This is a genomic window from Nonomuraea sp. NPDC050680 (genome assembly GCF_040654555.1).
In the GTDB taxonomy this organism is placed as follows: domain Bacteria; phylum Actinomycetota; class Actinomycetes; order Streptosporangiales; family Streptosporangiaceae; genus Nonomuraea.
Window position 1 is genome coordinate 536,860 of record NZ_JBFAIF010000002.1, and the last position, 26,803, is coordinate 563,662.

Genomic DNA, 26,803 nt, shown 5'->3' on the forward strand with positions numbered 1-26,803 from the left:
CACCACCTCGCCTGTATATACGAATCAGAATTAGTATATCGGCAGCAGGCTTCGCGGCCGTTCGCCTCGGCTACTTGGACGTGCGGATACCGGGCTACCGATACTTGTTGACGGACGCCGCGATGAGCTTGGCCACCTGATCGGCAGTGGCGTGACCGGGCTGCCGGGTGTAGACGTCGATGACCACCGAGACGTTCAGCAGGCGGAAGGTGGTGTGGGTTTGGTAGGGCGCGAGCCCCCAGGTGTGCCGTTGGGTATAGCTGTACGCCTCTTCGCCGACCTTCGGCCCTTTGCGGAGCTTTGTCCCCGGGTTGCGCTTCGGCTCGTCTTTCATGTACTCGACCTGACCCTTGTGGTAGAGACCGGCTGCCGAGGCACTGGGCAAACGGAACGCTGTGACGCGCAGGCTGGCGCCGTCTGGCGCGGACCAGCCGCAGGCGGTGTCGAGCAGGTACTGGCGCTTCATCGAAGTGCCGAACAGCGCGTGCGTCTGAGTGTTGGTCAGCAGGTCGCATGCCTCGAAATCGCGGGTGATCAGCGGTGTGGCCGTCGCCGACGGCGGGCTGAACGTCGGTGCTGCGGAATAGGTGCTCCGGGGCGTGAGCGCGTAGCCGAGTAGGCGGACGACGTTCGGAAACAGGATCGGCACGACCACGACCCCCGCTGTCACGGTCAGTACCACCGCCAGCGCGGCCCCCACGAGGACCTGGGTTCGGACGCGTCGAGGCGGGCGCTGAGGCGAGCGGCCCGGCATGGTCCGCTCTTGTCTCGGAGCCGGCCCCGTCGCGGGATCTCCCCGCGAGATGGCCTCCAGCCAGCTGGCCACCTCGTCCGGGGGGCAGCGGTGTTCCGGGTCCTTGTCCAAGATCGCGGTCAGTACGGGGGCGAGCGGGCCGGCCAGGCGGAAGGGGGCGGGCTCCTGCATCAGCACCGCGGCCAGCACCGCGGCCTCGTTCAGGCGGGCGAACGGCGGGCCGCCCTCCACCGCCGTGAACAGGGTGGCGCCGAGCGACCACAGGTCGGCGAGCGGGCCGTCGGCCTCGCCCCGCAGACGCTCCGGGGCGATGTAGCCCGGCGAGCCGGTCAGCATCCCCGTCTGCGTGAGCCCGGTGTCGCCGGCGACGGTCGCGATGCCGAAGTCGGTCAGCAGCACCCGTCCGTCGTCGGTGAGCATGACGTTGGCGGGTTTGACGTCCCGGTGCAGAATGCCCGATGCGTGCGCCGCCGCGAGGGCGTCGAGCATCCGCAGGCCGATGTCGGCGACCCGGTGCGGCGGCAGCGGGCCGTCGTCACGTACGACCCGGTCGAGGGAGCGGCCGCGGACCAACTCCATGACGATCCACGGCCGGTCGTCGTCCAGGACCACATCGTGCACGGTGACGATGGACGGGTGGGAACGCAGCGTCGCCGCGGCGCGCGCCTCACGGAGTGTGCGTTCGGTCAGCTCGGCCCGCGATGCCTCGTCGAGGTCCGACGGGAGCCGCACCTCCTTGACCGCTACTTCCTGCCGGAGGAGCTCGTCCGTCGCTTGCCAGACCGTGCCCATGCCGCCCTGGCCGAGCTGCGACAGCAGCCGATAGCGACCCGCGAGCAGCCTCACAGTGCCATTGCCGACGTTCCGGATTTTCCGACCATCCGTCGCCTCCTGTCGATATCCGGCTCAGCGCGGGCACATTAGATAGTAAAGGGATCAGGTCGTGAGCGTCAGCGAATGGTGATCAGAGCCGGACTGGACGTAACCACGGCCACAACCGAGCCGGCAAGCGGCTATCGGGCCACGATGGCCGGATCCGAGGGTCGCGGTTCGCCGGAGTCCGCCGTGCCCTCATGGCCGCGTTCGGGCTTGGTCCTCCACCAGGGCGGCGAACCCGTCGAGATGGCGTGCGAGGCCGTACTCGCTGCGGAGGACGCGCGGGCGGTCAACTGGCGCGGCCTCGGTAGGTGATGGTGGTCTGGCCGGCCAGGCGGATCGACATCCCCGGGTGCAGGCTCACGATGGCTCCCGGTGGGACGTTCTGGAACTCGCCGTCCTCGGCGAACCTGATCGCCGTCCCGCTCGCCGAGTCCATGTCGTAGGCGTAGATGTGCCAGCCGTCCAGTTGGATGCTCAGGTGCTGTTCGTCGGTGCCCTCCACCTTCACCACCGTGCGGACATAGCCGTCGTCCCCTGGATTGGCGCCGAAGACGTAACCGTCGTCAAGGGGGAATTCGCGGCCGTCGTCGAGCACGAGGTCGCCCAGCTTGGGGCGGGTGGCGCTGAAGTGCGTCGAATACTGTCCCAACTCCGCGTGGCAGACCATGCAGGTACGTCGCTCGCCGTCGGTGAAGTGGCCGTTCGGGCACATTACGCCGTAGACCAAAGTGTCAGGGCGGTCCGGCCCGGGTGGGGGATACGACAGGTCCGGGTTAGTGGCCGCGCTGCTCTGCCCGAGCAGGGCGGCCCGCAGCTCATCGTGGCTCTGGAAGCGTTCGGCCGGGTCGCGACGGGTGGCGCGGGTGATCACGTTGAGTAGTGGCGGCTCGATTCCGGCGAAGTCGAGTGTGCCCTGCAGGATGTGGAGGAGTACATCCTGGATGTTCTCGCTGCCCGCTGGGGAACGGCCGGTGGCGGCAAAGGCCAGCACCAGCCCGAGTGCGTAGATATCCGATCTGAGGTCCTGCGTCTCCCTCTGGATTCCTTCAGGTGACATGTACGACGGAGTGCCCACTCTGATGTCGGGCCGGGTCGAGGTGAGGTCTCCAGCACTCTTCGCGATGCCGAGATCGACGATCACCGGACCGAGGGAGCGGTTGATGATGATATTGGCCGGTTTGAGGTCGAGCCGGAAGACACCCGAACCGGCCACGTAGGACAGCGTGTCCGCCAGCCGCACTCCCAGCCGGGTCACCTCGTCGGGCGGCAGCGGTCCCTCCGCTTCGACCAGTTGTTGCAGCGTGGGGCCGGCCACGAGCTCCATCACCAAGGCGAGCTCCTGATCGTCGTTGACGACGTCCAGCGTGCGGACGATCCCGGGATGGATGAGTCGTCGAGCCAGCGCGATCTCCCGCTCGAAACGCCACCGCGAGTCCGGCTCGACGATGTCGGTTCTGATCAGTTTCACGGCGACATACCGGTGATCCGTACGTGACCATGCCTTGTACACCGAGCTCATACCGCCGTGCGCGATCAGCTCCACGATGTCGTACTGGTCGCCGATCACCCGGATCACACCCTGGACGGGTGCTTCATCCGCATCCTCGGTGGACGGCATCAGCAGGGAGACCTCCAGCGAGGACCGCTCGGACTCGCTGTGGAGAGCCAGGCCGAGCAGTCGCCGCCGAACCTCGTCGGTCAATGTGTAGCTGGTGAACTGCGAGGCCGGATCGTTGCCGATCATGGTGGACTGCGCGCCCGACCGCCGGACGATTTGGATGATCTTCCGGTGGACCAGATGCTCCAGCAACCGCTCCAGCTCCGTGTGCGCCACCTGCAGCATCGGGTCGAGCTCACCGGCACGGAGGATGTCCTGAACGGTGAAGACCTCGCCATCGGTGCGGAGCACCCAGTCGGCGACGTAGTAGCTCGCCATCCGCCAGCGGTCCTTGTCGATGGGCACGGCCAGCAGCCGCTCCTGCCTGCTGGCCTGGTGGTATTCATGGAGGACGTCCTCCATGAGCGCGTAGAAGTCCACGCGTTCGCTGTCGACGCCGGCCACGTGGAGATACGGCTGATCGCCGTCCCAGCTCACCAGCTCGCTGAACTCCTGCAGCAGCCGTCGTGGCACCCCACGCGCCTTGAACCGGAGATAACCGGTCAACCGGTGCAGCTCGTCCTCGTCCAGCGCGTCGTCCAGCAGGGCGGTGAGCAGCCGTTCGGGTGCGTCCCAGGTGCACGACACGTAAATGCGCCAGGCGAAGACGCTCTCGTACACGCTGTTGCCCCGGCTGACGTCCTGGACGGCATGGTCGTGCAGATCGGGCCCGGCCACGATGAGGAAGTGCACGCCCCGCATGGTCAGTGCGTTCTTCAGCGTGCTGAGCATGAGCTCGAAGGCGGCCAGCCCATCCGGTGTCCCGGTGAGCTTGTCGGCCTCGTCCAGCACGATCACCAGGTGGACCCGGCTGCCCGGTCGCCGGCGCCACCACTTGCGTACGGCCGGGATGCCGATGAGGGACACGATCCGGTTCAGATCATGCTCGACGTCCGTGTCGGAATAAGTCAGGAATGATGCCTCGGTGGCCATCGAGCTGGTGCGCTTGCGCGACATGCCCAGGGTGGGCGCCATGAACCCGAGCGGCCCGGTCAGCTTCTTGGCGGCCTCGCCGATGCTCAGCGACAGGCTGGCGGTGTTCTCGGTCGCCTTGGCGGAGGTCTGTTTCAGCCCGTAAGAAGTGCGGATGTGTGCAAGCATCAGCGCTCTCTGCACGCCCGGAGCAAGACGGTCCAGGATGCCGCGATCGGCCAGGGCCTCGTAGGTGCGACGGACGACCGCGAACAACAGCCGCTCCGGCGTGGTCGGTCGCGCGACGCTCAGGATGATCGGGATGACGATCTCTCCGGGCTCGGCCTTCTGCTCCAGCTCGTGGAGGGCTCTGGCGACGATCGTGCTCTTGCCGACTCCTCGGAAGCCGGTGACGAGGAACGTTCCGCCTCTGGACTTGCGTAACCGCTGTTTGAGCTCAGCCACGAACTCCTCGTTGCCGAGCATGGGAAAGGCGTCTTCGTCCGCGTGCAGTGGTTCGTGGATGTAGCGAAAGGTCATCCGCAGCCGTACGTCGGGCACGCCTCAGGATTACCACCTAGAAGGGGACAGTGTCTCGCAGAGCAGGGACGGCCGCTCTCATGAACAACCTCACCATTTCCCAACTCCTTCGCCCGACGTCACCAGAAGCGATGCGTTAGGTGCACGAAAATGGATATTTGCGCTGTCCCCAATCCTTATGCGACCTCTCGTCCGATCGCCCAAAAGCTCGAAATATACTCCTTTGCGGCAAGCGCCAGATTGTTCAGCTACTCGTAAGTGGGGGCGCCGTTCATTGGGTCTCTGGCATTGGTGAAGCCACGAGGGCGGCGCATCCTTGGCCCCAGGAGTAGAAGGCGGACGGACGAGGAGCTGCCCCCCGTCGTGAACAGGGACGCTGAACGCGCTGGAGCGCCGGCGTGATGCTCTGACAGTGCGGCCGGTCGGCCAACGGCAGCAGAGGTGCGGTCGTGCGGAGTCGCAGATCGCGTCTCTTGGGGCGTGAAGCATTTCTGCTTGGCGCGGTAAGTACAGGTGACCGCATACGCCAAGAAGGGCTGACATGCATGACCATCAGCCGCGAAGTCGTCGAGGCCGAGGACGCGACTCTCATCGAGAGATCGCTGAACGAACCGGAGATCTTCGCTGTCCTGTTCGACCGGCACGCGCCGCTCCTGCATCGCTATGTGAGCAGGCGCCTGGGACCAAACGAGGCGGAGGACGTCGTGGCCGACACCTTTCTGGCCGCCTTCCAACGCCGGGGCGATTATGACCCCGGCCGCTCCGATGCCCGCCCGTGGCTGTACGGCATCGCCTCCAACGTGATCGGCAAACGGCGGCGCACCGAGACGAGCCTCTACCGCGCGTACATCCGCAGCGGCGTGCATCCGGGTGAGATAGCCCCTCCGCAGGTCGAGGACGGGATCAACACCCTGGCCGTCAACCGGCCGCTGGCGCGGGCCCTGCTGCGGCTCAAAAGGGCCGATCGCGACGTGCTGCTGCTCGTCGCCTGGGCCGAACTGAACTACCAGGAAGTCGCTGATGCGCTCGGCATCCCGCTGGGCACCGTCGGTTCGCGGCTCAACCGGGCCCGTATCCAGATCCGTCAAGCGCTGAAAGAACCAGCTCTGGAAGAAGGAGAACGACGATGGACGCGCTGAAGACCATGTGGGACACCGTTCCGCCGGCCGCGCCAGAGGATCTCGCCGGAGCCAGGCGCCGCCTCATGGACGGGATGCACGCGCGGCGGCGGGTCGTCACCGCTCCCCGAATGCTGGTCGCGGCCGGTGTCGCGGCGGTGGCCGCCATTACCCCGCTGATCGTCGGGACCGGGACCCCGGCGTTCGCGGTGACCAAGAGCTCTGATGGCACGATCAGGGTGACCGTCAACGAACTACGCGACCCCGCGGGGCTGGAGGCCGAACTGGGGGAGGCCGGCATCAAGGCCGACGTGACGTTCCTGGCCCCGCGCATGCGGTGCGACGGCCCTCGATTCGCCGGCGTGGACGGTGCCTACGATGGTCCGGCCGTCAACTCGCCGGACGAGTTGCGTTCAACCGTGGAGAAGTCTCGTACGTTCAAGGCCACCCGGACGCTCTCCGTCAAGGAAATCGCGATCTTCCCGGCGTACATCAAGCCCGACGAAACACTCGTGCTGGAGTTCCGCGACAACCAGAACGCAGAGGTGCCCTGGCAACTCGGCGCCTTTCTGGCCCAGGCGGGCGCGCCGGTGAAGCCGTGCACACCCATCGAGGGCAATAAGTGAGGGGCCCCTGCCGGGGTGACGAAGGCCGGTGCGCCGGACCTGGGGCATAAGGCGGAGGCACGGCGGGCACCGTGGTGTCGGGTCCACTCGCGGTGATAACCGGTCCCGTCGCGGCAGTGGGAGTCGTAACCGCTTGTTACTGAACGGCCCGTGGCTCAAATCACCGATCCATTGAGACGGGACATGACTGATTGTCCAAGGGAGGGAAGGGGGTGAGTGAGGAGCAGGTCACCTGCTCTGGCACGTGATGGGATGGGACGGTTATGGCAGATCACACCTTTCGTGATCGCCGGGACGCCGGACGGGCGCTGAGCGGTCTGCTGACTCGATACCGCGATCGTGACGACGTGATCGTGCTCGGGCTGCCGCGCGGCGGCGTACCTGTGGCCTACGAGGTGGCCGCCGCGCTGAAGGCCCCGCTGGATGTGTTCCTCGTGCGCAAGCTCGGCGTGCCAGGACACGAGGAGCTCGCGATGGGGGCGATCTCCAGCGGCGGGGTGATCGTGCTCAATGAGGAGGTCGTCCGCGGGTTCGGCATCGAGCCGTCGGTCGTACGGAAGGCGGCCGAGCGGGAGGGCCGCGAGCTGGTGCGGCGGGAGCTGGCCTATCGCGAGGGGCGGCCGATGCCGGAGCTGGGCGGACGTACCGTCCTGCTGGTCGATGACGGCCTGGCCACCGGGTCGAGCATGCGGGCGGCCCTGCTCGCGGTGCGGCGGCTGCGGCCGGAGCGCATCGTGGTGGCGGTGCCGGCCGCGCCGAGCTCGACCTGCGAGGAGCTGCGGCTTGAGGTGGACGAGGTCGTGTGCGCCACGACGCCGTCCCCGTTCTTCGCCGTCGGGCAGGCGTACTGGGCCTTCGACCAGACCACCGACGAGGAGGTATGCGAGCTGCTGCGGGCGGCGGCACGGCCCAGGAACGCGGACAGCGCGCCCACGGGCGGCGGGCGGTCCGAGGCGGCGGTCATCCGCATGGCCGCCGCGGTCGTCGAGAACGGCGTGCCCTCGGACGAGACCCTGTTCGGGCTGGTCGGGGATGCCCGGCTGGTACTGATCGGAGAGGCTACGCATGGCACCGCCGAGTTCTACGCGGCACGGGCGGAGATGACCAGGAAGCTCATCGAGCGACGCGGCTTCCACGGTGTGGCGGTCGAGGCCGACTGGCCGGATGCCTACCGGGTGAACCGCTACGTACGCGATCGCGGCGAGGACGAGACGGTGGAGGAGGCGCTGCGTGGTTTCGAGCGCTTCCCGACGTGGATGTGGCGGAACACGGCCGTTGTGGACTTCGTCGGCTGGCTGCGCGATCACAACGACCGAGTCGGCGACGAGGCGCGTAAGGCCGGCTTCTATGGGCTGGACCTGTACAGCCTGTACCGGTCCATGCATGACGTCGTCGACTACCTCGATCGGGTCTCCCCCGAGGCCGCGGCGCGGGCCCGCGAGCGGTACGCGTGCTTCGACCACGCCGACGGCGACGCCCAGTCGTATGGGCTGGCGGCGGCCTTCGGCGCGGGGGAGTCGTGCGAGGAAGAGGCGGTCGCCCAGCTCGCCGACCTGCGGCGGCACGCGTACGAGTACGCCAGGAGGGACGGCCTGACGGCCGAGGACGAGCTGTTCCACGCCCAGCGCAACGCCGTGAGCGTGCGCTCGGCCGAGCGCTACTACCGCTCGATGTTCACCGGCCGGATCTCCTCCTGGAACCTGCGCGACGAGCACATGGCCGACGCCCTGGACGCACTGGCCGACCACCTCGGCCGCGTCCGCGGTGAGCCCGCCAAGCTGGTGGTGTGGGCGCACAACTCCCACCTCGGCGACGCGCGGGCGACCGAGATGGGCGCCCGGGGCGAGCTCAACGTCGGCCGCCTGGTCCGCGAGCGCCACCCCGGCCAGTGCCGCCTGATCGGCTTCACCACCTATTCCGGTACGGTCACCGCCGCCGACGACTGGAGTGGCCCGGCCGAGCGCAAGGTGGTCCGGCCGGCGCTGCCCGGCAGCGTGGAGGAGCTGCTGCACCAGGCGAGCAGCGGGGAGTACATGCTCTGGTTCGACGTGGCCAGGCCCGCCGCCGACGTGCTGCGGGCCGCGCGGCTGCAACGGGCCATCGGGGTGATCTACCGGCCTCAGACCGAGCGGCAGAGCCACTACTTCCAGTCCCGGGTGGCCGACGAGTTCGACGCGTTGATCCATATCGACGACACCCGGGCGCTGGAACCGCTCGAGCGGACCATCGGCTGGGAGCGCGGCGAGGCGCCCGAGACGTACCCGTTCGCGGTCTAGCTTCAGGGAGGGGACCATGGACATCGCGGAGGCCGGTGTGCGGATCCCGGTCGGTGACGTGGCCCTGGAGGCCGATGTCGCCGTGCCCGCCGAGCCGCGCGGCGCGGTGCTGTTCGCGCACGGCAGCGGCAGCGGGCGCCACAGCCCGCGCAACCGCTACGTCGCGGCGCAGCTGCAAGCCGCCCGCCTGGTCACCGTACTGGCGGATCTGCTGACCACGGCGGAGGAGCGGCGCGACGCCGTGACCGGCGAGCTCAGGTTCGACATCGGCCTGCTCGCCGACCGCGTGGCCGCGCTGACCGACTGGGCCAGGGCCGACGCCAGGACCGCGGACCTCGGCATCGGCCTGTTCGGCGCCAGCACCGGCGCCGCGGCGGCCCTGGTCGCCGCGGCGGAGCGGCCCGACGCGGTGCGGACCGTCGTCTCCCGAGGCGGTCGTCCCGATCTGGCGGACGACTTCCTCACCCGGGTACACCAGTCCACCCTGCTCGTCGTCGGCGGCGAGGACCCGGCGGTCATCGACCTCAACCTCCGGGCGATGCGGCGGATGCCCGGCGAGGTCCGCCTGGAGATCGTGCCGGGCGCGTCCCACCTGTTCGCGGAGCCCGGCACGCTTGAGCAGGTCGCCCGCCTGGCCACGGACTGGTTCGTCACCCGCCTGTGAAGGCCGCCCGCTTGTGAAGGCCGCCCTGGCCGACGATCGTTTCGACGATCGGTGAAGCGTGGTTCCGGTGGGTCCGTCGCGCACTAGCGTCTATTCGCGATACAGGCGTACGCGCGTAAAGGACAGGCCCATGGGGGAGCGGCTGGAGATCCATCGGCATGTGGTCGATGGCGGGGTGGCGCGCTGGACGGATGCGGCTGTCCAGCTGCGGGACAAGCTGGCCGAGGCCAGGGGCAGGATCGAGAGTCTGCACGCCGCCGCGCCGTGGGGGCACGACTCGGCCGGCCGGGAGTTCGAGCAGGCGTACCTGGCCGACGACGGCCCCAACGCCATGCTCCGGGCGGGCGCCGACTCGGCGGACTTCGCGGTGGCGGCCGGTCCGGCGGTGACGGAGAACGTGGCCAACTCTGCGGGGGCCGACGCGGACCTGGTGGCGTCCAGGACGCGGACAGACGCGTGATGCCGTCCTGATCATGCGTGGGGAAGGGAAGGCGTGACCCGAAACGTCAGTACTCCGGTCACCAGCCCCCTGGCCGGGCAGGACGACACGATCGGCAGTGGCGGTTACGCCACGGACATCACGCCCGCGTGGGGGACGAGTCTGCCCGCGTGGTGCGACGCGCTGATCGCGCTGCTGTCCTCGGGGCAGATGTGGCCGGAGGCCAGCGAGTCCGGCGAGGCGGCGCTGGCCGTCGCCTTCGAGGACTGGAGCCGGGCGGCGCTGGAGTTCGCGGCGGCCGGGGGCCCGGCGCGTGACCTGATCATGCAGGGCTACCTCGGGCCGTCGGCCGAGGAGTTCAAGAGGCAGGCCGACCAGCTGCTCGCGGAGGGGAAGGGCATCCCGGCCCTCGCCGCGCTGGCGCACGCGTACGCCCTTCAGCACGACAGTTACGCGCGTGAGACGCAGTACGCCAAGTTGCTGATCAACGCCGGATTCTGGATCACGGTCTCGTCCATCGCCATCTCCGCGTTCGCGACGGCGGCCAGCGCGGGCGTGTTGACGCCGCTGATCGGCAAGTTCGCCGGACGGTTGCGGACGTTCATCGACAAGGTGTTCACCTGGCTGGAACGGGTGGCGAAGGGCAGGTACGCCGGGGCGGCCGCCATCAAGCAGGCGCCGAAGCTCGCCGCGCTGGGCGGACGGCAGGCCGGCAAGGGGCTGCTGGCCAGGGCGGCGGCCAGCCACATGCTCAGGGAGATTCCCGAGGAGATCGGTGAGGGCTTCCTGATGGACTACCTCGCCCAGAAGGAACAGTTGGATCGGGGCACCCGTACACAGTGGGACGGGCAGAAGACCGCTTCCACGATCCTGGGCGACGCCTCGGGCGCGGTGCTCGCGTCGAAGGTGGCCGGGCCGGTGGCCGGGTTGGTCGGGCGGATGCCCGGGATCAGGTCGCTCAACGCCGCGGCCGGCGACGCTCCCGGAGCGCTCAACGCCGTCATGCGCTTCCCCGGCCGGGCGTTGCAGACCGGTCTCACGAACGCGGTGATCTCGGCGCCGGCCGGCATGGTCTCCAACGGCATCGTGTACGGCAAGTGGGACATGCCGACCGCGGAATCGCTGCTCGGCGGCGTTGTGGCGGGCGTGGGGCGGACGAACACGATCAGCCCGTTCAGCGTCGACGTCGTGAGCGCGATCAGCCATCCGCGCCAGGCCCTCGACACGGCAACCACCGCCGCGCTGGCCAGTGACACGGCCCGCATGGCCGCCACCGCCGCGCCTGCGGCCCCGGCGCCTCCGGACGTGCCTGCTGGTGGTGGGCCGGTCGAGACCAGGGGCTTCCCCGTCCAGGACGTCGCTTCTCGGGAACGTACGGATGCTCGGGGCGTACCGGACAGCAAGGCGCCGGCGTCCAGGACGGAGGCTGGTACGGCGAGGGCGGCGCAGCGGCCGGAACAGCCACACCAGCAGTCACAAGAGCAGGCGAACCAGCCGGACCGCCCACGACCGGCGGGTCCCACGGAGACGACCGAGCACGCGCAGGCAATAGATCGCGCTGAGGCGGCGGATCACCAAGAGGCACCGGATCACCGGGAGGCAGCGGGACACGCGGAGGCGACGGGTCGCGCAGACGTGGCCGACCACGTCGAGGTTGCCGACCACGTCGAGGTTGCCGACCGCGTCGAGGTTGCCGACCGCGTCGAGGTTGCCGACCGCGTCGAGGTTGCCGACCGCGTCGAGGTTGCCGACCGCGTCGAGGTTGCCGACCGCGCAGATGTTACGCAGGCGAGCCACCACGAGACGCCCCACGTCCCGCCGGACAGCGCCGCCGTCAACGGTGATCCCTCGTTCGACAAGGTGCGGGACAACCTCAGCTCCACCCAGACCGACACCGCCGGCAGGGCCGAGCCGGCAGCCGTGGTGCAGCCGGACACCCCGGGCGACAGCCCGCGTACCGCAGAGGACGCCCCCTCTCGGCGTCCGCGGGGGAGCACCGCCGCTCCGGCGATGGGCGGCCGGAGCTTCTTTGACCTCCTAGCCGGCAAGGGCGATGTTCCGTCCGAACCCGCTGTCTCGCGGGAAGCGCCTGTAGACGACCCTGCCGAGGACCGAAGCGATGGGCTCGGCTCCAGCCGCAGCCCGACCGGCGACCGGAACGCGGACAGTGAGCCCCGGCAGTTCCTGGGGTTCTGGCGCGATCTGATGAGCCAGGTGCGGGCCGAAGCTCACCGGCGCGGGACGTCAGCGCTCGACGAGCTGCAGCAGTTCGCGCTCCAGCGTGCGATCGGCCGTATCTTCGCTGCCAATCCCGATGACTGGATGCTCAAGGGCGGTCAGGCGATGCTCTCCAGGAATCCGGGCGGGCGGGCGAGTACCGACATCGATCTCGTGCGCATGTCGGGGGACCCGGATCCGGACGCGATGGCCGATGAGTATGAGGCCGCGCTCGCCCGCGATCACGGTGACCAGCTCAGATTCGTGCGGGACTCCAAGACGTACATTCTGCACGGCAAGGCCGTCAGGATGGGGCACACGGTCTACTGCGGTGACATGGAGATCATGCGGCTCAGCGTCGACCTCGCCCCGCCGCGTACCCGTTCGGTGTGGAAGGAACCGGAGATCATCCCTTTCCCCCGGCAGATCCTCTCGACCGGGCACTCCGACGAGAGCCCGAACCTGCGGGTCATCTCCTACCACGACACGCTGGCGCACAAGGTGTCGGGCATCTACACGCATGGCATCAGAACGCTGGAGACGCGCTGCCACGACTGCGTCGCCCGGGGTAAGGGGCTGTTCAGCTGCAAGGCGGGCGACCTGCCGTACCGGTGCCAGGACCTGGTCGACATCTTGATGATCATCCTGGACTCCTCGTGGGACGGGCCGGCCACGCACGCGATGCTGCACGCGGAGTTCGCCTGGCGGCTGGAGCAGGGCGAGAACCTGAAGGTGCCGCCGGCCTTCGAGATTCCCAGCCCGGATTGGTTCCGGAAGTTCGACCAGTACGCCAGGACGACGCCCGGTCTGCCGTACACCGGGCTCACCGAGGCCATTCCGGTGGCGCAGGCGTTCCTCGATCCGCTGCTGGCAGACGAGGCGCCGCCGCCGAGCCGCTGGGACCCCGACCTCCGGCGTTGGGTGGGGACGGACGACGCGCCGGCTCCGGACGTTTCCGATGACACGGTCGCCCCGGACGGCGCCGCGGACGTACGGCAGCTGGCAGTGCCCAGCACCGCTCCGGCGTCGGTGGTCCACGCGACCGCGGACATGATCGCGTTGTGGGATCGGCTGTCCGCGGGCGACCTCGACGCGGAGTTGTCGCGGCTCAAGCAGCGCACGGACCTGTCCCCCGCCGAGAAGATCGACTTCATCCGCGGCCGGATAATGTACGACAGCGCGTACGTCGAGCTGACCCGCGTGCCCGGCCCGGACACTGAGCACTTCAAGCACCTGCGCTTCTACGCCCACCAGCGCGGCGAGCTGTACAGTCACGCGGCGGCGCTGATGGCCGATCCGGACACGACTGTCGAGATCGCCTACGAACCGGACCGCGGCTTCAAGACCTTCCAGTGGGACGCCCATCAGTCCCACCGGGCCTACCTGGGCGCCGTGCCGAGCGGCATCACGCTGGATGAGGCCAACGCCGCCGCGATGTACCGGATGGTCAAGGGACGCGGCGTCAACGGCACCGGCCCTGCGGCTCTGATCGACGATCTCATCGAGCTGCATGCCAAGCCGCTGCGGGACGCCCTGGCCCTGCGGCAGCGGCTGATCGATGACTACGGCGTCGAACCGCACCGGGTCCGGCTGGCGTTCGCCAACACGAGTCAGAAGAGCCACTACAGCGAGTCGCAGTGGATGCGGGCTCAGCTCTTCGCGCTGCGGGCGATCCAGGCCGACCCAGTTTCGGCGCGGCAGCGCATGGTGGACGCGATGCTGGGGCCGGAGGAGATGACGGCGGCTCGGCGCACGGCGCGCGCCCAGGCGGTGGTCGACCGGCTCTCGCGGGCCAACGGGCAGGCCGACCAGTACGCCCTGCTCTGGGTCCGCGACACCCGGGGCCAGCCGGTGGGCGGCAGGCACGGCCCGCACCTGGACACCCGGCCCGAGGTCCTGCGCCAGACGATCGAGGCGCTGCGCGCGCGGCACCCCGGGCGGCGTGTCGTCTTGCTCGGCGACGACGTCTTCGCGGGCCGTGCCGAGTTAGAAGAGGCCTGGCGCCAGGAAGGGGTGCTGGACGGGGTCGACACGGAGACGCTGGTGAAGTTCTGGACGGCCGGGCGCAACGACGGGCAGGCCCTGAGCTACGCTGAGCAGGGCCTGTTCTTCCATCAGCTGACGACCCAGCACGATGTGGTGCAGATCGGGATGGAGAGCGGGGCGCTGGAGATCCCGGCCATGCTCGGCGTGCCCACCGTCTACTTCGAGGCCAGGGAGCACGACGGCAACAAGGGCAACCGCTGGCAGCTCTACTGGCAGGACTGGGCCTACGGCCACTTCGAGCAGGTCCTCGACGAGCAGCGCAATCCGCGCTTCGACTCGGGCGGGCGGCCCGTCACGAGGTTCGTCACGGCGCGGACCATCCAGGCTCCGCTTCCGGCGATGCGGCGGCTGCTGTTCGGGCCCGACCTGCCCGACCCGGCCAACCGCCGAGGCCAGCCCGTCGCCGTCTACTACCCGGCCCGGGTCGCGGTCACAGTGGACCGGATCAACCGGCTGGTGAGCAGCGGTGAGCTGGATCTGTGGCCGGAGCGGCTGGGCCGCACTGCCACGCTCGACGGGGACCGCTGGACGTACTGGAGCGAGCAGGACTGGAAGCGAAGCGCGTACTACGCCGAGCAGCTGCGCCGATGGACGAGCGTGGACGCCAGGACGCCCGAGGAGGCCGGCCGCAAGTGGCACGGTATCCGGCTCGCCCTGCTGGGCGTGCTGGAGCCGCAGTTCACCGTCGATCAGGAGTACGAAGGCGGGTCCCTGGCGCATCCGTACACCGTGCTGCACCTCGATCGCTCCCGCCTCGACGTGGACGCCGTCCGGATCTCCCGGGCCTACGGCTTGGATCCGGGCGAACGCGCCGCCGCGGTCACGAACGTGATCAAGTCCCTGCTCGATTCGCCGGGCTTCACCCGCCAGGCCCTTGAAGACCTGCGGCTCTTCCAGCTCGACCCGTCGGAGGTCCGTGACCTGGGGGAGGCGGTCGGCCGCGTGACGGCGCCGCAGGTGCGGCCGTATGCCGACCGGCTGGACGTCCCCATCGGGGACGGGCAGCCGACGCCGCGCCAGGTTCTCGACCGGTTCGACGCCCCTGCGGCGGTGAGCACGCGGGAAGCCGCCGCCTACATTGCGCGACACGCAGCCGCTCGGCCGTGGCTGGCCGCTGCGGCCCGCCTGGACCCCGCCGTCCAGCGCGTGATCGTCACCATCGACCAGGGGCAGGGTCATCATCTGGCCCGGCATGGGGCATTCGCCGCCGATGGCAGGCTCCATGGCCGCGTCGCCCGCCTCGAAGATCCGGCGCAGCTCGACGAGAACCTGCGGGCCCGCGCGACCGACGCGTTCCGGCCGGGGGACAGGGAGCACCGCTGCCCTGACACGGCCACGGCCATCCACGATCTCGTCGCCTTCGCCGTCGCCTTCGCGCGCAGCCTGGAGCACCCGGTCATGCGCGAAGCTCTCGCTACCCCGTTCGACCCCGACCGGCGCCCCGGCCGGGTGTCCTTGCCGATCGACGACCTGCTCGGCCCCGACGGCCATCTGTACTGCGCCGGATTCCGGATCGTGCCGGTCGACGGCAGCGCGGAGAATGCCGTCGCGAACCGGTCGATCTGGGTCGGGGCGCGGCGCGCGGGCGAGGTGCCGGGCGTACCGGAGCCGCAGGCCGCGCCCATGCGGAGCTTCGAGGCCGGCACCGTCGAGTTCTTCTTCCAGGTCAACCGGCAGGGGGATGGGTACGAGATCTCCACGATGTTCGTGGACCCGCCACCTGCGGGAGATGGGTGAGATGACGAATTCGACGCTGGTCCGCATCTGCGGCGTCCACTGCCATCCCGACGCCGACGAGGAAGCCTACGAGAGCCTGAAACGGCTGGCCGGACGGCCGGCAGACGCGGAGATGACCCGGTTCAAGGCGGAGCTGGGCCATGCTCTCGCCTTTCCCGAGCAGGCGCCCTCGCTGTACCGAACCGTGCGGTACAGCGACGGCAGCACGCAGTTGTTCCTGCGGCGCCTGTGGCGGGACCTGTATCCGGACGAACCGGCGCCTACCCGATCCGCCCGATGATCTCGGCGGCTATGTCCCAGCTCAACGTCTCATCCCCGGCCTCCGGAATCAGCCGCGCCACGCCGGACTGGAGCTGAGCCACCCGGTCCGGGTGCGCCAGGGCGGCGTAGCTCCGCTGGTTGCGGGGGGACAAACCGGCCGGGGAGATGTCCGGGATGAAGTAGGCCACGAACTCCGCGCCATCTTCCGGGAACCCGTGCCGTCGCGCCAGCGGCGCCAGGTCGGCGTGGATCTGACGCAGATCGACGAGATCCTTCAGCACGGCGTCCATCAGGACACGGCGCAGCTCGCCGTGCTCGGCCCAGCCGGCCGCGACATCGACGATCGTGCGACGAGGGGTCGTCACCGGAACCCCCTCGACCACGGCCACATCATCCGGCCTCAGAGACGCGCCATGGATTTTCGTCGCCCGGGGGCCCTCGAACTCCTGCGGGGCGGTGAAGGTCACCAAAGGGCTCGGCTCGACTCCCAGCCCGTACAGGCGGCAGGCCGACTCGTGCGAGAGGACGGCGTCCTCATGGGGGGACTGCGACCTCTCCCAGCGGAAACTCTCGGGCATGATCGCCAGCCAGGCGGCCAGCGGATAGACGTAACGCGGTCCCAAGGACGCCCACGCGAACTGATAGACCGACCAGTCCAGTTCGTACAGCAGCGCGCACTCGGCGAACCGGAGCAGCGCCTGCTTGTCGATCTCCACCCTGGCGACCTGCGCCTCCGTGATCAGCCCTCCTTGGCGCGCGGCGACGGCCGAAAGCGTGGCGAACTCCACTTCCCACATCATTCCTCCACCAAAGATCCCGCGTGACAAAGAACCTAGCCGCCTCAGCCTCGGCGGCCGGTGCTCATGACCATACCGGGCTACTGGCACCATCCGGCTGGAATCGAACGCCAGGACGCGCTACGGGGGTGGACCTGCAACGGAACCGTTTCGTACGGTGAGCGTAGCGGGTCCGCCATATTGGCTCGCGACGAAGTGCCCGAAAGCCCCCCGATCACCGCGTCGATCTCTGGCTCGGGCTCAAGCGCGCAGCACGTCCGTTACAGCAGCTGTGGATTGCCCGGTATAGCAACTTCTGGGGTAAATCTCCATAGTCACGATTGTCACGCGGGGTTGCATGCGTATCTTGGCCATCGCCGGTATCACGAGTCTGGTGCTCGGGTTGAGCGCTCCGGCGGGGTTCGCCGTCTCCGCCGACCCCGAGGAGGGGTCGATCAGCCACGCGGTCGCTTCGACCTTCGCTGCGGCCGGCGACTATTGGACGCCGGAGCGCATGCGTGACGCCGAGCCGCTGGTGGCGCCGGCGGAGGGCACGGCCCCGGCGGAGCGTGTCGTTCCGAAGGCCGCCGGGGCCGCAGGTGGACCTCCCGGCCACGGGAGCCGCCCAGACCAACCGCTCGGTCCTTCCGTACGCTACGTCGGCCGCCAAGCAGCAAACCTGGAAGTCCGGCGGCCTCATCGCCAAGACAGCGGGCAAGGTCTTCGGCACCGGCGCCGCCGGCAACGACTTCGTGGCCTCCGGGAACGTGGTGCGCAGCAAGGACGGCGACGTGGTCGTCACCGTGGGGCACGCGCTCGTCGACGGTCAGGGCCGGTGGAGCAAGAACCTCGTCTTCGTCCCGGCCTACAAGAGCGGCGCGGCTCCGTACGGCAAGTTCGCGGCGCGGACCATGTACATCTGGTCCGGGTACATCAAGGACAACGCTCACTATCCGCCGTTCGACTTCGGCATGCTGGTCGTCAACCCGGTGAAGGGCAAGAAGATCCAGCAGACCGTGGGCGCGCAGGGCATCCGGTTCAACGCGACCGCCGCCGGCGCCTCGAACCTGCTGCTCGGTTATCCCAGCAACGGCAACGGCGGCCGTACTCTGCAGTACTGCAGTGGCGCCTCGGTGGCGGCGAGCTACAGCATGAAGTACGCGATGGTGTGCGACATGGGCGGCGGCTCCAGCGGTGGGCCATGGTTCCAGGACTTCAACAAGGCCACCGGGACCGGCTACCAGATCTCCGCGCACGCGCTGCGCAACACCACCACGAGCTATGGCGCCTACTTCGGCCCCGAGGCGCTGAAGACCTTCCGCGCCGCCGAGGCCGCCTGACCCCTCCTGTTCACCGGGCCGTCGAGACTGCCGGGCCGGTGCTCACCGATCCGTCCCGCCGAGCCGCAGCATCACCTTGCCGCTGCCGCTCGCGGGGTCGGCGGCGATGGCGAGTGCCTCCGCCGCCCGGTCGAGGTCGAAGCGGTGGCTGATGATCGGGGAGACGTCGAGGCCGTCCCGCATGGCGCGCAGGGCCTCGTCGATCTCGTCGGCGAAGCGGTAGGAGCCGATCCAGGTGATCTCCCTGGTCACCAGGTCGCCGAGGGCCGCGGAGACGGCCGTGCCGGGCAGGCTGCCGACCTGGACGAGGGTGCCGCCACGGGCGGTCGCCCGCAGGACGGAGCCGAGCGCGGCCGGGCTGCCGGAGGCCTCGAAGACCAGCTCGACGTCCTGGGGGAGCGTCGCGTCGCCGCCGACGTCGACGGTCTCGTCCGCGCCCATGGCCCGGGCGACGGCGAGCGAGGTCGTGGAGATGTCCGAGGCGATGACCGTGGCCGCCCCGTGGTGTTTCGCGGCGGCCACGACCAGCGAGCCGATCGAGCCGGAGCCGTTGACCAGCACGGTCCTCCCGCGCAGGTCTCCGGCGCGACGCACGGCGTGCATCGCCACGGCGAGGGGCTCGGCGAGGGCGCCGCGCTCGGTGTCCACGCCTTCGGGCAGTGGCCGGATCTGCGCCGCGCGGACCACCCGGTACTCGCTGAATCCGCCGTCGGTGTGCGGGTCGAAGGCGGCCGACCCGAAGTAGCGGACTTCGGGGTAGAGGTTCGTGCGGCCGGCGAGCCGGTCGGGCAGGCGGCCGTCACCGACCAGCTCGGCCGGGTGCACGGTGACCGGCTGCCCGACCGCCAGCCCGCTGACGCCCGCGCCGATCCCGGCGATCCGGCCGGCGACCTCGTGCCCGAGCACCAGAGGGTGCCTGAGCACGGCGGTCCCGGACGCCCCCTTCTTCCAGTACGAGATGTCGGAGCCGCAGATCCCGCCCCACTCCATGGCGAGCAGGACCTGCCCTTCCCCCGGCTCCGGATCGGGGCGCTCGTCGATCCGGAGGTCGCCGGGACCGTGTACGACGGCCGATTTCATACCGCGTCCTCCAACCGGACCAGGTCACGCCCGCGGGTCTCGGGAGACAGGACCGCGGACAGCAGGGTGATGAGCGAGTAGACGACGAGCATCGCCGCGATGGGCCACCAGCTGCCGGTGACGGCGGTGAGGGTGGCCGCCACGACCGGGCCGATGGCGGTGGCCAGGATGCCGCCGATCTCCTTGGCCAGGGCGAGCTGGGTGAAGCGGGTCCGGGAGCCGAACAGCTCGGCCATCGTGACGCTCTCCAGCGAGAACAGGCTCAGGACGCCGATGTTCAGCCCCAGGATCATGCCCAGCATCAGGGCCGCCGTGCTGCCAGAGATGATCATCAGCATCATCGGGAACGCGAAGGCGATGGTCAGCAGGGTGACCGCGATGTACATGGGGCGGCGGCCGAAGCGGTCGCCGAGCAGGCCGACCACCGGCACGGTGACGAAGCCCACCAACGAGCCGTAGACGATGGCGCTGGTCGGGATCGACCGGTCGACGAGCAGTGTGGCGGCGATGTAGCCGACGAGGAAGGTCTGGACCAGGCCCGAGTTGCCGGCCTGGCCGAACCGCAGGCCAAGGGCCAGGAAGAACGCCTTGCCCTTGCGCTGCCGGAGTCCGGCCTCGAGTACCCCCTTCTCCTTTTCCTCTTGGAAGGCGGCCTCAGCCTCGGTACGGGACATCGCGACGCCGTCCACGACGTCGGGGCGCTCTTCGAAGACCGGGCTCTCCTTGAGATTGCGGCGTACCCAGACCGCGAAGACCATGAGCACGAAGCTCAGCAGGAACGGCACCCGCCAGCCCCACGTGAGCAGCTGATCCTCACTGAGGACCGCGAGCAGGATCGCCCACAGGCCCGACGCCGCCAGCGTGCCGGTGTTGGTGCCCAGCGACACCAGTGAGGAGACCAGGCCGCGACGCTGTACAGGGGCGTACTCCGCGAGCATGACGGTGGCCCCGGCGATCTCGGCGCCGGCCCCGAAGCCCTGGATGAGCCGCAGGGCGACCAGCAGGATCGGGGCGAAGATGCCGATCACCGCGTAGGTCGGCAGTACGCCGATCAGCGTGGTCGAGGCGCCCATCAGCAGGATGGTGATGATCAGGACCTTCTTGCGGCCGATCCGGTCGCCCATCCGGCCGAAGTAGATGGCGCCGGCCAGCCGGGCGACGTATCCGACGCCGTAGGTGGCCATGGCGGCGATCAGCCCGATGGCCGGGCTGACGTCCGGGAAGAAGATCTTGTTGAAGACGATGGCGGCCGCCAGCGAGTACAGCTGGAAGTCCATGAACTCCATCGCCGTGCCGAGCCAGCCGGACATGGCCGCCCTGACGAGGTCGCGGGTCGTTCTGGTCACGGCGCCCGCGGGCTCCATGTGGGTGCTGTCTTTCATGGTGAACCTGTCATCGTGTACTCCGGGTCAGATTTCGACGTGGCCGGCCCGCAGGGCGGGCAGCCGGGCGGCGGTGCCGGCGACAAGCGCGCCGTCACCGGCCAGGTCCGCCGCGCCGAGCACGTGAAGCAGGCGGCGGATGGTGTCTTCGTGGTCGGCCGCCTCGCGCCAGCAGGCCGCCAGCGTCGCGGCGGCGGGATCCGTCGTGCCGAACAACTGGCCGGTGGGATCCGTCGTGCTGAACGGCCGGTCGGTGGGGTCCGTCGTGCTGAACGGCCGGCCAGTGGGATCTGTGGCGCCGGACGGCTGGCCGCCGTCGGCGGGGCGGGTGGCGTTGGCCCAGGCGGCGAGCGCCAGTTCGAGCGCCGGGGTGCCGGCGCGGGAGGCGCGCAGCGAGCGCAGGGCGCCGAACCAGCGTTCCGGGATCTTCCGGGAGCCGTCGGAGCCGATCTGCCGGAGCAGGTGCCGAATCCTGGGGTTACGGAACCGTTTGACCAGGTCATCAGTGTAGGCGACCGGGTCTGGACCACCGCTGGGAAGCGTCGGCGCGACCTCCGCGCTCAGCGCCCGGACCAGCCGCTCACCCCAGCCGGTCTCCAGGACGTCGGCGATCGTCGCGCACCCGGCCGCCGCGCCCAGATAGGCCAGAGCCGAGTGGGACCCGTTGAGCAACCGCAGCTTCGTGAGCTGGTACGGCACGACGTCCGGGACGAACAGGGCTCCGTCGAGCTCCCATGACGGCCGGGGGCCGGCGAAGGAGTCCTCCAGGACCCACTGCCGGTACGGCTCGCCGACCACCGGCACGTCGTCCCACACGCCGAGCGCGGCGCGGGCCGCCTCCCGGTCCGCGTCGGTCGTCGCCGGCACGATGCGGTCGACGATCGTCGCGGGGAAGGCCACCGACGTCGCCATCCAGTCGAGGACGGCCCGCCGCTCCGGCCACGACGAGGCTTCGACGAAGCCGCGTACCACCGTGCCGAGCGCGGCGCCGTTGGCGGCCATGTTGTCGCAGGACACGACGCTGATCGGAGCGCCGCCGGCCCGCATCCGGGCGGCGAGCCCCACGGCGAGCCGGCCGACGACCGTGGCGATGTCCGCGGTCCGCACGGCCGCGAGGTCCGCCGCGATCTCCGGGGCGCCGGTGTCGAGCTCGTCGGCTCCAGGGCGGCGGTAGTGGCCGGCCTCGGTGATCGTCAAGGTCAGTACCGTGACGCCGGGATCGGCGAGCAGCTGGTCGACCCGCTCGGCGTCCTGGCGCATCGCCAGGGCGCCGACGACGGACCCGATCGCGCGGGTGGTGGTGGCCGTGGGGTGGCGTTCGGTCACCGAGTACAGGCAGTCCTGGGCGCGCATCGCCTTGACCATCCGCGTCGAGCGCGGGGCCACGGCGACGATCCCCCACGGCTCGCCGCCACGGGCCGCCGCGCTCTCGGTGTAGACCGCCTGGTGGGCCCGGTGGAACGCGCCGAGGCCGAAATGGACGACCCCCGGGCGCAACTCCCGTGGATCGATGGCCGGGCGCAGGTCAGGAGCGATCCGGTCGAGCGTGGCGAGGCTCAGCGAGGGCAGGATCGAGGTCTTCACCAGTCATGCACCGAGCCGTCGAGGCGCCGCGCGACGGGCAGGTAGCGAGCCTCATAGGGGAAGCGCGCGGCCTCCTTCTCGTCGTACTCGACACCGAGACCGGGCTCCTCCGACGGGTTGAGCATGCCGTCGGCCAGCGTGACCCCGCTGCGGAAGACCTCCGCGGTCTCGTCCGGGTGCCCCATGTACTCCTGGATGCCGAAGTTCGGCACCGAGACGTCGACGTGCACCGCGGCGGCCAGGGTGATCGGTGAGAGATCCGTCGCCCCGTGCGAACCGGTTTTGACCTGGTAGAGCGCGGCCAGGTCGAAGATCCGGCGCAGGTGCGTGATCCCGCCGGCGTGGACGACAGTGGTGCGCACGTAGTCGATGAGCTGCTCGGTGATCAGGTGCTGGACGTCCCAGATCGAGGTCAGCGCCTCCCCGACCGCGATCGGCGTCGTCGTGTGCTGACGGATGAGCCGGAAGGACTCCTGGTTCTCGGCCGGTGTCGGGTCCTCCATCCAGAACAGCCGGCTGTCCTCCACCCGCTTGCCGAAGCGGGCCGCCTCGATCGGCGTGAGCCGGTGGTGGATGTCGTGCAGGAGGTAGAAGCCGAAGCCGAAGCGCTCGCGTACGGCTTCGAGGTAGGTCGGCGCGAACCCGAGATAGGCCTCGGTGTCCCAGGGCTGCTCGTCGGGCAGCGAGGTAGCGGCCGGCTCGTACACCTTGCCCTTGCGGATCCCGTACGTGCCGCCGACGTCCGGGACGGCGGCCTGGGCGCGGACGGCCTTGTAACCGAGATCGAGGAACCGTTCGACGTCGTCGAGCAGAGAGGGGACGTCCACGCCGCTGGCGTGCGAATAGACCATGACGCCGTCACGGGAGCGCCCGCCGAGCAACTGGTAGACCGGCAGACCGGCGACCTTGCCCTTGATGTCCCACAGGGCCGTGTCCACGGCGGAGATGGCCGTCATCGTGACCGGGCCGCGACGCCAGTACGCGCCACGGTAGAGGTACTGCCACATGTCCTCGATCCGCGCCGGATCCTTGCCGATCAGCAGCGGGACGAGGTGCTCTTGCAGGTAGCTCGCGACGGCCAGCTCGCGGCCGTTCAGCGTGGCGTCGCCGAGGCCGGTCACACCGTCCGAGGTCGTGATGCGCAAGGTGACGAAGGTCCGCCCCGGGGAGGCGACGAACACCTCGGCACGCTCGATCTTGCTCACAGGTCCCACTCCTTCGGACGATCTCCGGCTTCCCGGTAGTCGAGCAGTACTGATATACAAGCATCTGTCGCACAGATGCGCAATACTAGTTGTGCGATGACCGGGTAGGGTGAGCGTGTGGCCGGATCGAACCAGCGGCGAACCAGCCGTCGCACTGTTTACGAGGCCCTGCGCCGCAAGGTCCTGACCCTTGAGCTCCCACCGGGGACCGCCCTGTCCGAGAACGAGCTCGCGGCCTCCCTCAAGGTGAGCCGCACGCCGGTCCGGGAGAGCCTGATCCTGCTGTCCGAAGAGGGACTGGTCCAGATCTTCCCCCAGGTCGGCTCGTTCGTCTCCCGCGTCGACCCGGCCAGGGTGGCCGATGCGCAGTTCCTGCGTGAGGCCGTGGAGCTGGCCTCACTCGACGACCTGCCCGCCGAGCTCGACACCGACCTGATCGAGGAGCTGCGCCACAACCTCAGGGACCAGCAGCGGCCCGACCTCGACATCGAGGGGTTCTTCGCCCTCGACGAGGCCTTCCACCAGGGCCTGCTGCGGCTGAGTGGGCACGGCAGCGCCTGGACGACCGTGGCCTCGGCCAAGGGGCATCTGGACCGCGCGCGCCGGCTCGGTCTCCATGTGACCTCCCCGACGAGCTTCGCCGCCCAGCACGTCGAGATCCTCGACGCGGTGGTCCGCGGCGACGTGGTGCTGGCCCGCACGGCCATGCGCACCCACCTGCGGGCGGTCTTCAACGACGTCGAACGCATCCGGGAGCACTCGCCGGAGCTGTTCGCCACGGACTCCGGCTCGGCTCCGGTCCGCCGCAACGTCGTCGTCTGGGAGTAACGGCGCGCTTGAGTCTCCACTTAGGGGAGGCGCGAGGGTGGAAGGCATGGACGGCGAGACGCTCTACTCGATCGGCGAACTGGCACGGCGGACCGGCCTGACGGTCAAGGCCATCCGGTTCTACTCCGACCGCGGGATCGTGCCGCCGACCGACCGAAGCCCGGCCGGCTACCGCCGCTACGGCGTCGACGCCCTCGCCCGCCTCGAACTGGTGCGGACGCTGCGCGACCTGGGGCTGGACCTGCCCACGATCCGGAAGGTCGTGGACCGTGAGGTCTCGCTCGCCGAGGTCGCCGCGGCGCACGCCGACGCGCTGGCGGTGCAGATCCGCACGCTGCGGCTGCGGCGCGCGGTGCTGACGGCGGTGGCCAGGCGCGGGTCCACACCTGAGGAGACGGATCTCATGCACAAGCTGGCCAAGCTCTCCGAGGACGAACGCCGTCGATTGATCGGCGACTTCCTCGACACCGCCTTCGGCGGCCTGGACGCCCACCCCGAGTTCGTGGGGGTCAGGCACTCGATGACCCCCGAACTGCCCGACAATCCCGAGCCCGAGCAGGTCGAGGCGTGGGTGGAGCTCGCCGAGCTGTCCCAGGACCCGGACTTCCGGGCCGTCATGCGGCGCATGGCCGAGCAGCTCGCGGCCGAGCGGGCCCAGGGCGACACCACGGTCCTGCGCCGCGACTCCGCCGCGATGGTCCGCGACGAGGCGGGCCCGGCCCTGGCGGCCGGCCTCGACCCGGCCTCGCCCCCGGCCGAGGCGGTCGTGGCGGCGGTCACGGCTCGATACGCGCGCGTCTACGGCTGCCCCGACGACGCCGATCTCCGGCGCCGCCTGCTGGTCCGGCTGGAGAGCGCGAACGACCCTCGCCGGGAGCGCTACCTGCGGCTGCTCGCGGTGATCAACGGCTGGCCCGCCCCGGAAAGCCTGGCGCCGGTCCTCGACTGGTTCGTCCGCGCCCTGCATGCCGGTGGCACGCATAGTGCCAGTTCAGAGGGGAAAGAGGGACGCAAGTAGCCATTGATGGGGGCGTCATGGTCTCGTCGCGAGGTGTCTTCAGGCGCAAACCGGTGGATCAGATCGCCACCGAGCACGAGGGGGAGCTGTCCAGGACACTCGGCCTGTGGCAGCTCACCGCCATCGGTGTGGGCGGCATCATCGGCGCGGGCATCTTCGCCCTGGCCGGCGCGGTCGCCAACCAGACGGCGGGGCCGGCCGTGCTGGTGTCCTTCCTCATCGCGGGGTTGGCCAGCGCCGCGGCCGCGTTCTCCTACGCCGAGTTCGCGGGCATGATCCCGAAGTCCGGCTCCGCCTACACCTACGGGTACGCGGTCCTGGGAGAGATCGTCGGCTGGTTCATCGGCTGGGACCTGCTGCTGGAATACACCGCCATCGTCGCGGTCGTGGCCATCGGCATCTCGGGCTACTTCGGCTTCCTCGTCCAGCAGTTCGGCTTCACGCTGCCCGCGTGGATGCTCGGCGCGCCCGGCACCGGCGCCGGGCACGTGGTGGACCTGTTCGCGGTCCTGTTGTGCCTGCTCATCGCCTACCTGCTGAACCTCGGCATCCGGGCCGCCGCCAGGTTCGAGACGTGGGTGGTGGCCATCAAAGTCGCCGTCGTGCTGCTGGTGATCGTGGTCGGCTTCTTCTACATCAAGCCCGCCAACTACACGCCGTTCTTCCCGTTCGGGGTCAGCGGCGCGATCACCGGCGCCGCGACCGTGTTCTTCGCGGTGTTCGGCTACGACGCGATGAGCACCGCCGCCGAGGAGTCGCGGGACGCCCAGCGGCACATGCCGAAGGCGATCATCTACTCGCTGAGCATCTCCATGGTCCTGTACGTGCTGGCCACGCTCGTGCTCACCGGCATGCAGAACTACCGCGACATCGACCCGGAAAGCGGCTTCGCCACGGCGTTCGCCTCCGTCGGGCTGTCCGGGCTGGCCTCGCTGATCGCGGCCGGCGCCGTGGTGGGCATCCTCACGGTCATGTTCACGTTCATGCTCGGCGTCACCCGGGTCTGGTTCTCGATGAGTCGCGACGGGCTGCTGCCGCAGTGGTTCGCCAAGCTGCACCCGGTACGCCGGGTGCCCACCCGGGTCACGTGGATCGTGGGGATCGCGTCGGGGGTGATCGCCGGGTTCCTGCCCATCCGGGAGGCCGCCGAGCTAACGAACATCGGGATCCTGCTGGCGTTCGTGGTCGTGTGCGTGGCGGTGATCGTGCTCCGCTACCGGCAGCCCGAGCTGCACCGCACGTTCCGCACGCCCGGAATGCCGGTGGTGCCGGCCCTGGGGGCGCTCTTCTCCATCTGGCTGATCACGTTCCTCGATCCGCTGACGTGGCTGCGGTTCGCCGTCTGGTTCGTGCTGGGGCTGATCATCTACTTCAGCTACAGCCGCCGGCACTCTCAGCTGGCCTGACGCTCCCTGGACCCATGCCCGAGGGGTGAGAGGCCGCGCGGGTGGCGTGTGGTCAATC

18 protein-coding genes are annotated in these 26,803 nt (G+C 69.6%); 11 read left to right on the plus strand and 7 right to left on the minus strand.

Features of this window, described 5'->3' with window-relative positions:
* Positions 1 to 94 precede the first annotated feature (94 nt).
* Positions 95 to 1,600, minus strand: a complete 1,506-nt coding sequence (locus tag AB0H88_RS09015; protein WP_357642736.1) for a serine/threonine-protein kinase — start codon at positions 1,598 to 1,600, stop codon at positions 95 to 97.
* 319 nt (positions 1,601 to 1,919) lie between these two features.
* Positions 1,920 to 4,763 carry an FHA domain-containing serine/threonine-protein kinase gene (locus tag AB0H88_RS09020; protein WP_357642737.1) on the minus strand — a complete coding sequence of 948 codons (2,844 nt, stop codon included), beginning with the start codon at positions 4,761 to 4,763 and terminating at the stop codon, positions 1,920 to 1,922.
* 524 nt (positions 4,764 to 5,287) lie between these two features.
* Here AB0H88_RS09020 and AB0H88_RS09025 point away from each other — a divergent pair.
* The 7 genes from AB0H88_RS09025 to AB0H88_RS09055 all read left to right on the plus strand — a co-directional run bounded on the left by AB0H88_RS09025 (position 5,288) and on the right by AB0H88_RS09055 (position 16,145).
* A complete protein-coding gene (locus tag AB0H88_RS09025; RefSeq protein ID WP_357642738.1) occupies positions 5,288 to 5,881 on the plus strand; it encodes an RNA polymerase sigma factor in 594 nt (197 codons plus the stop codon).
* On the plus strand, positions 5,869 to 6,486 hold the full coding sequence (locus AB0H88_RS09030; RefSeq protein ID WP_357642739.1) for a hypothetical protein: 618 nt from the start codon (positions 5,869 to 5,871) through the stop codon (positions 6,484 to 6,486). The genes AB0H88_RS09025 and AB0H88_RS09030 overlap by 13 nt, the downstream gene beginning before the upstream one ends.
* A 263-nt stretch (positions 6,487 to 6,749) precedes the next feature.
* Entirely contained in the window at positions 6,750 to 8,762 is a 2,013-nt protein-coding gene (locus AB0H88_RS09035) for an erythromycin esterase family protein (RefSeq protein WP_357642740.1), read from the plus strand.
* Positions 8,763 to 8,778: 16 nt separating this feature from the next.
* Positions 8,779 to 9,426, plus strand: coding sequence for a dienelactone hydrolase family protein (locus tag AB0H88_RS09040; RefSeq protein WP_357642741.1), 648 nt, complete (start codon positions 8,779 to 8,781; stop codon positions 9,424 to 9,426).
* A gap of 130 nt (positions 9,427 to 9,556) precedes the next feature.
* Positions 9,557 to 9,886 carry a hypothetical protein gene (locus AB0H88_RS09045; RefSeq protein WP_357642742.1) on the plus strand — a complete coding sequence of 110 codons (330 nt, stop codon included), beginning with the start codon at positions 9,557 to 9,559 and terminating at the stop codon, positions 9,884 to 9,886.
* Positions 9,887 to 9,919: 33 nt separating this feature from the next.
* Positions 9,920 to 15,865 carry a hypothetical protein gene (locus tag AB0H88_RS09050; protein WP_357642743.1) on the plus strand — a complete coding sequence of 1,982 codons (5,946 nt, stop codon included), beginning with the start codon at positions 9,920 to 9,922 and terminating at the stop codon, positions 15,863 to 15,865.
* 1 nt (position 15,866) lies between these two features.
* Positions 15,867 to 16,145 (plus strand): hypothetical protein, encoded by a 279-nt coding sequence (locus AB0H88_RS09055; RefSeq protein ID WP_357642744.1) that lies wholly within the window; start codon positions 15,867 to 15,869, stop codon positions 16,143 to 16,145.
* Here the strand turns inward: AB0H88_RS09055 and AB0H88_RS09060 are convergent.
* On the minus strand, positions 16,126 to 16,926 hold the full coding sequence (locus AB0H88_RS09060; protein ID WP_357642745.1) for a hypothetical protein: 801 nt from the start codon (positions 16,924 to 16,926) through the stop codon (positions 16,126 to 16,128). The two genes, AB0H88_RS09055 and AB0H88_RS09060, sit on opposite strands and share 20 nt — an antisense overlap.
* Before the next feature lie 545 nt (positions 16,927 to 17,471).
* Between AB0H88_RS09060 and AB0H88_RS09065 the strand changes: the two genes are divergently transcribed.
* Positions 17,472 to 18,242: a hypothetical protein gene (locus AB0H88_RS09065; protein ID WP_357642746.1), complete on the plus strand. Its 771-nt coding sequence runs from the start codon at positions 17,472 to 17,474 to the stop codon at positions 18,240 to 18,242.
* A gap of 42 nt (positions 18,243 to 18,284) precedes the next feature.
* On the opposite strand, the gene AB0H88_RS09070 is transcribed toward AB0H88_RS09065, so the two are convergent.
* Genes AB0H88_RS09070 through manD form a run of 4 tightly spaced genes read right to left on the minus strand, consistent with a single transcriptional unit; the run spans position 18,285 to position 23,493 of the window.
* Positions 18,285 to 19,322, minus strand: coding sequence for an L-idonate 5-dehydrogenase (locus AB0H88_RS09070; protein WP_357642747.1), 1,038 nt, complete (start codon positions 19,320 to 19,322; stop codon positions 18,285 to 18,287).
* A complete protein-coding gene (locus tag AB0H88_RS09075) occupies positions 19,319 to 20,704 on the minus strand; it encodes an MFS transporter (RefSeq protein ID WP_357642748.1) in 1,386 nt (461 codons plus the stop codon). The genes AB0H88_RS09070 and AB0H88_RS09075 overlap by 4 nt, the downstream gene beginning before the upstream one ends.
* Before the next feature lie 27 nt (positions 20,705 to 20,731).
* Complete coding sequence (locus AB0H88_RS09080; protein ID WP_357642749.1) at positions 20,732 to 22,288, minus strand: mannitol dehydrogenase family protein; 1,557 nt, start codon at positions 22,286 to 22,288, stop codon at positions 20,732 to 20,734.
* On the minus strand, positions 22,285 to 23,493 hold the full coding sequence (gene manD, locus AB0H88_RS09085) for a D-mannonate dehydratase ManD (protein WP_357642750.1): 1,209 nt from the start codon (positions 23,491 to 23,493) through the stop codon (positions 22,285 to 22,287). The genes AB0H88_RS09080 and manD overlap by 4 nt, the downstream gene beginning before the upstream one ends.
* Positions 23,494 to 23,610: 117 nt before the next feature.
* On the opposite strand from manD, the gene AB0H88_RS09090 reads away from it, so the two are divergent.
* The 3 genes from AB0H88_RS09090 to AB0H88_RS09100 are packed head-to-tail and all read left to right on the plus strand — an operon-like array spanning position 23,611 to position 26,745.
* Positions 23,611 to 24,321, plus strand: a complete 711-nt coding sequence (locus AB0H88_RS09090; protein WP_357642751.1) for a GntR family transcriptional regulator — start codon at positions 23,611 to 23,613, stop codon at positions 24,319 to 24,321.
* 46 nt (positions 24,322 to 24,367) lie between these two features.
* Complete coding sequence (locus AB0H88_RS09095) at positions 24,368 to 25,339, plus strand: MerR family transcriptional regulator (RefSeq protein ID WP_357642752.1); 972 nt, start codon at positions 24,368 to 24,370, stop codon at positions 25,337 to 25,339.
* A 53-nt stretch (positions 25,340 to 25,392) separates the two neighbouring features.
* Positions 25,393 to 26,745, plus strand: a complete 1,353-nt coding sequence (locus AB0H88_RS09100; protein ID WP_357642753.1) for an amino acid permease — start codon at positions 25,393 to 25,395, stop codon at positions 26,743 to 26,745.
* The last annotated feature ends 58 nt before the right edge of the window (positions 26,746 to 26,803 follow it).

What these genes read in the sequence shown, in the direction of transcription:
- AB0H88_RS09025 (WP_357642738.1), top strand. Translation starts at nt 5,288, where the DNA reads ATGACCATCAGCCGCGAAGTCGTCGAGGCCGAGGACGCGACTCTCATC.
- AB0H88_RS09030 (WP_357642739.1), top strand. Translation starts at nt 5,869, where the DNA reads ATGGACGCGCTGAAGACCATGTGGGACACCGTTCCGCCGGCCGCGCCA.
- AB0H88_RS09035 (WP_357642740.1), top strand. Translation starts at nt 6,750, where the DNA reads ATGGCAGATCACACCTTTCGTGATCGCCGGGACGCCGGACGGGCGCTG.
- AB0H88_RS09040 (WP_357642741.1), top strand. Translation starts at nt 8,779, where the DNA reads ATGGACATCGCGGAGGCCGGTGTGCGGATCCCGGTCGGTGACGTGGCC.
- AB0H88_RS09045 (WP_357642742.1), top strand. Translation starts at nt 9,557, where the DNA reads ATGGGGGAGCGGCTGGAGATCCATCGGCATGTGGTCGATGGCGGGGTG.
- AB0H88_RS09055 (WP_357642744.1), top strand. Translation starts at nt 15,867, where the DNA reads ATGACGAATTCGACGCTGGTCCGCATCTGCGGCGTCCACTGCCATCCC.
- AB0H88_RS09060 (WP_357642745.1), bottom strand. Translation starts at nt 16,926, where the DNA reads ATGATGTGGGAAGTGGAGTTCGCCACGCTTTCGGCCGTCGCCGCGCGC.
- AB0H88_RS09070 (WP_357642747.1), bottom strand. Translation starts at nt 19,322, where the DNA reads ATGAAATCGGCCGTCGTACACGGTCCCGGCGACCTCCGGATCGACGAG.
- AB0H88_RS09075 (WP_357642748.1), bottom strand. Translation starts at nt 20,704, where the DNA reads ATGAAAGACAGCACCCACATGGAGCCCGCGGGCGCCGTGACCAGAACG.
- AB0H88_RS09095 (WP_357642752.1), top strand. Translation starts at nt 24,368, where the DNA reads ATGGACGGCGAGACGCTCTACTCGATCGGCGAACTGGCACGGCGGACC.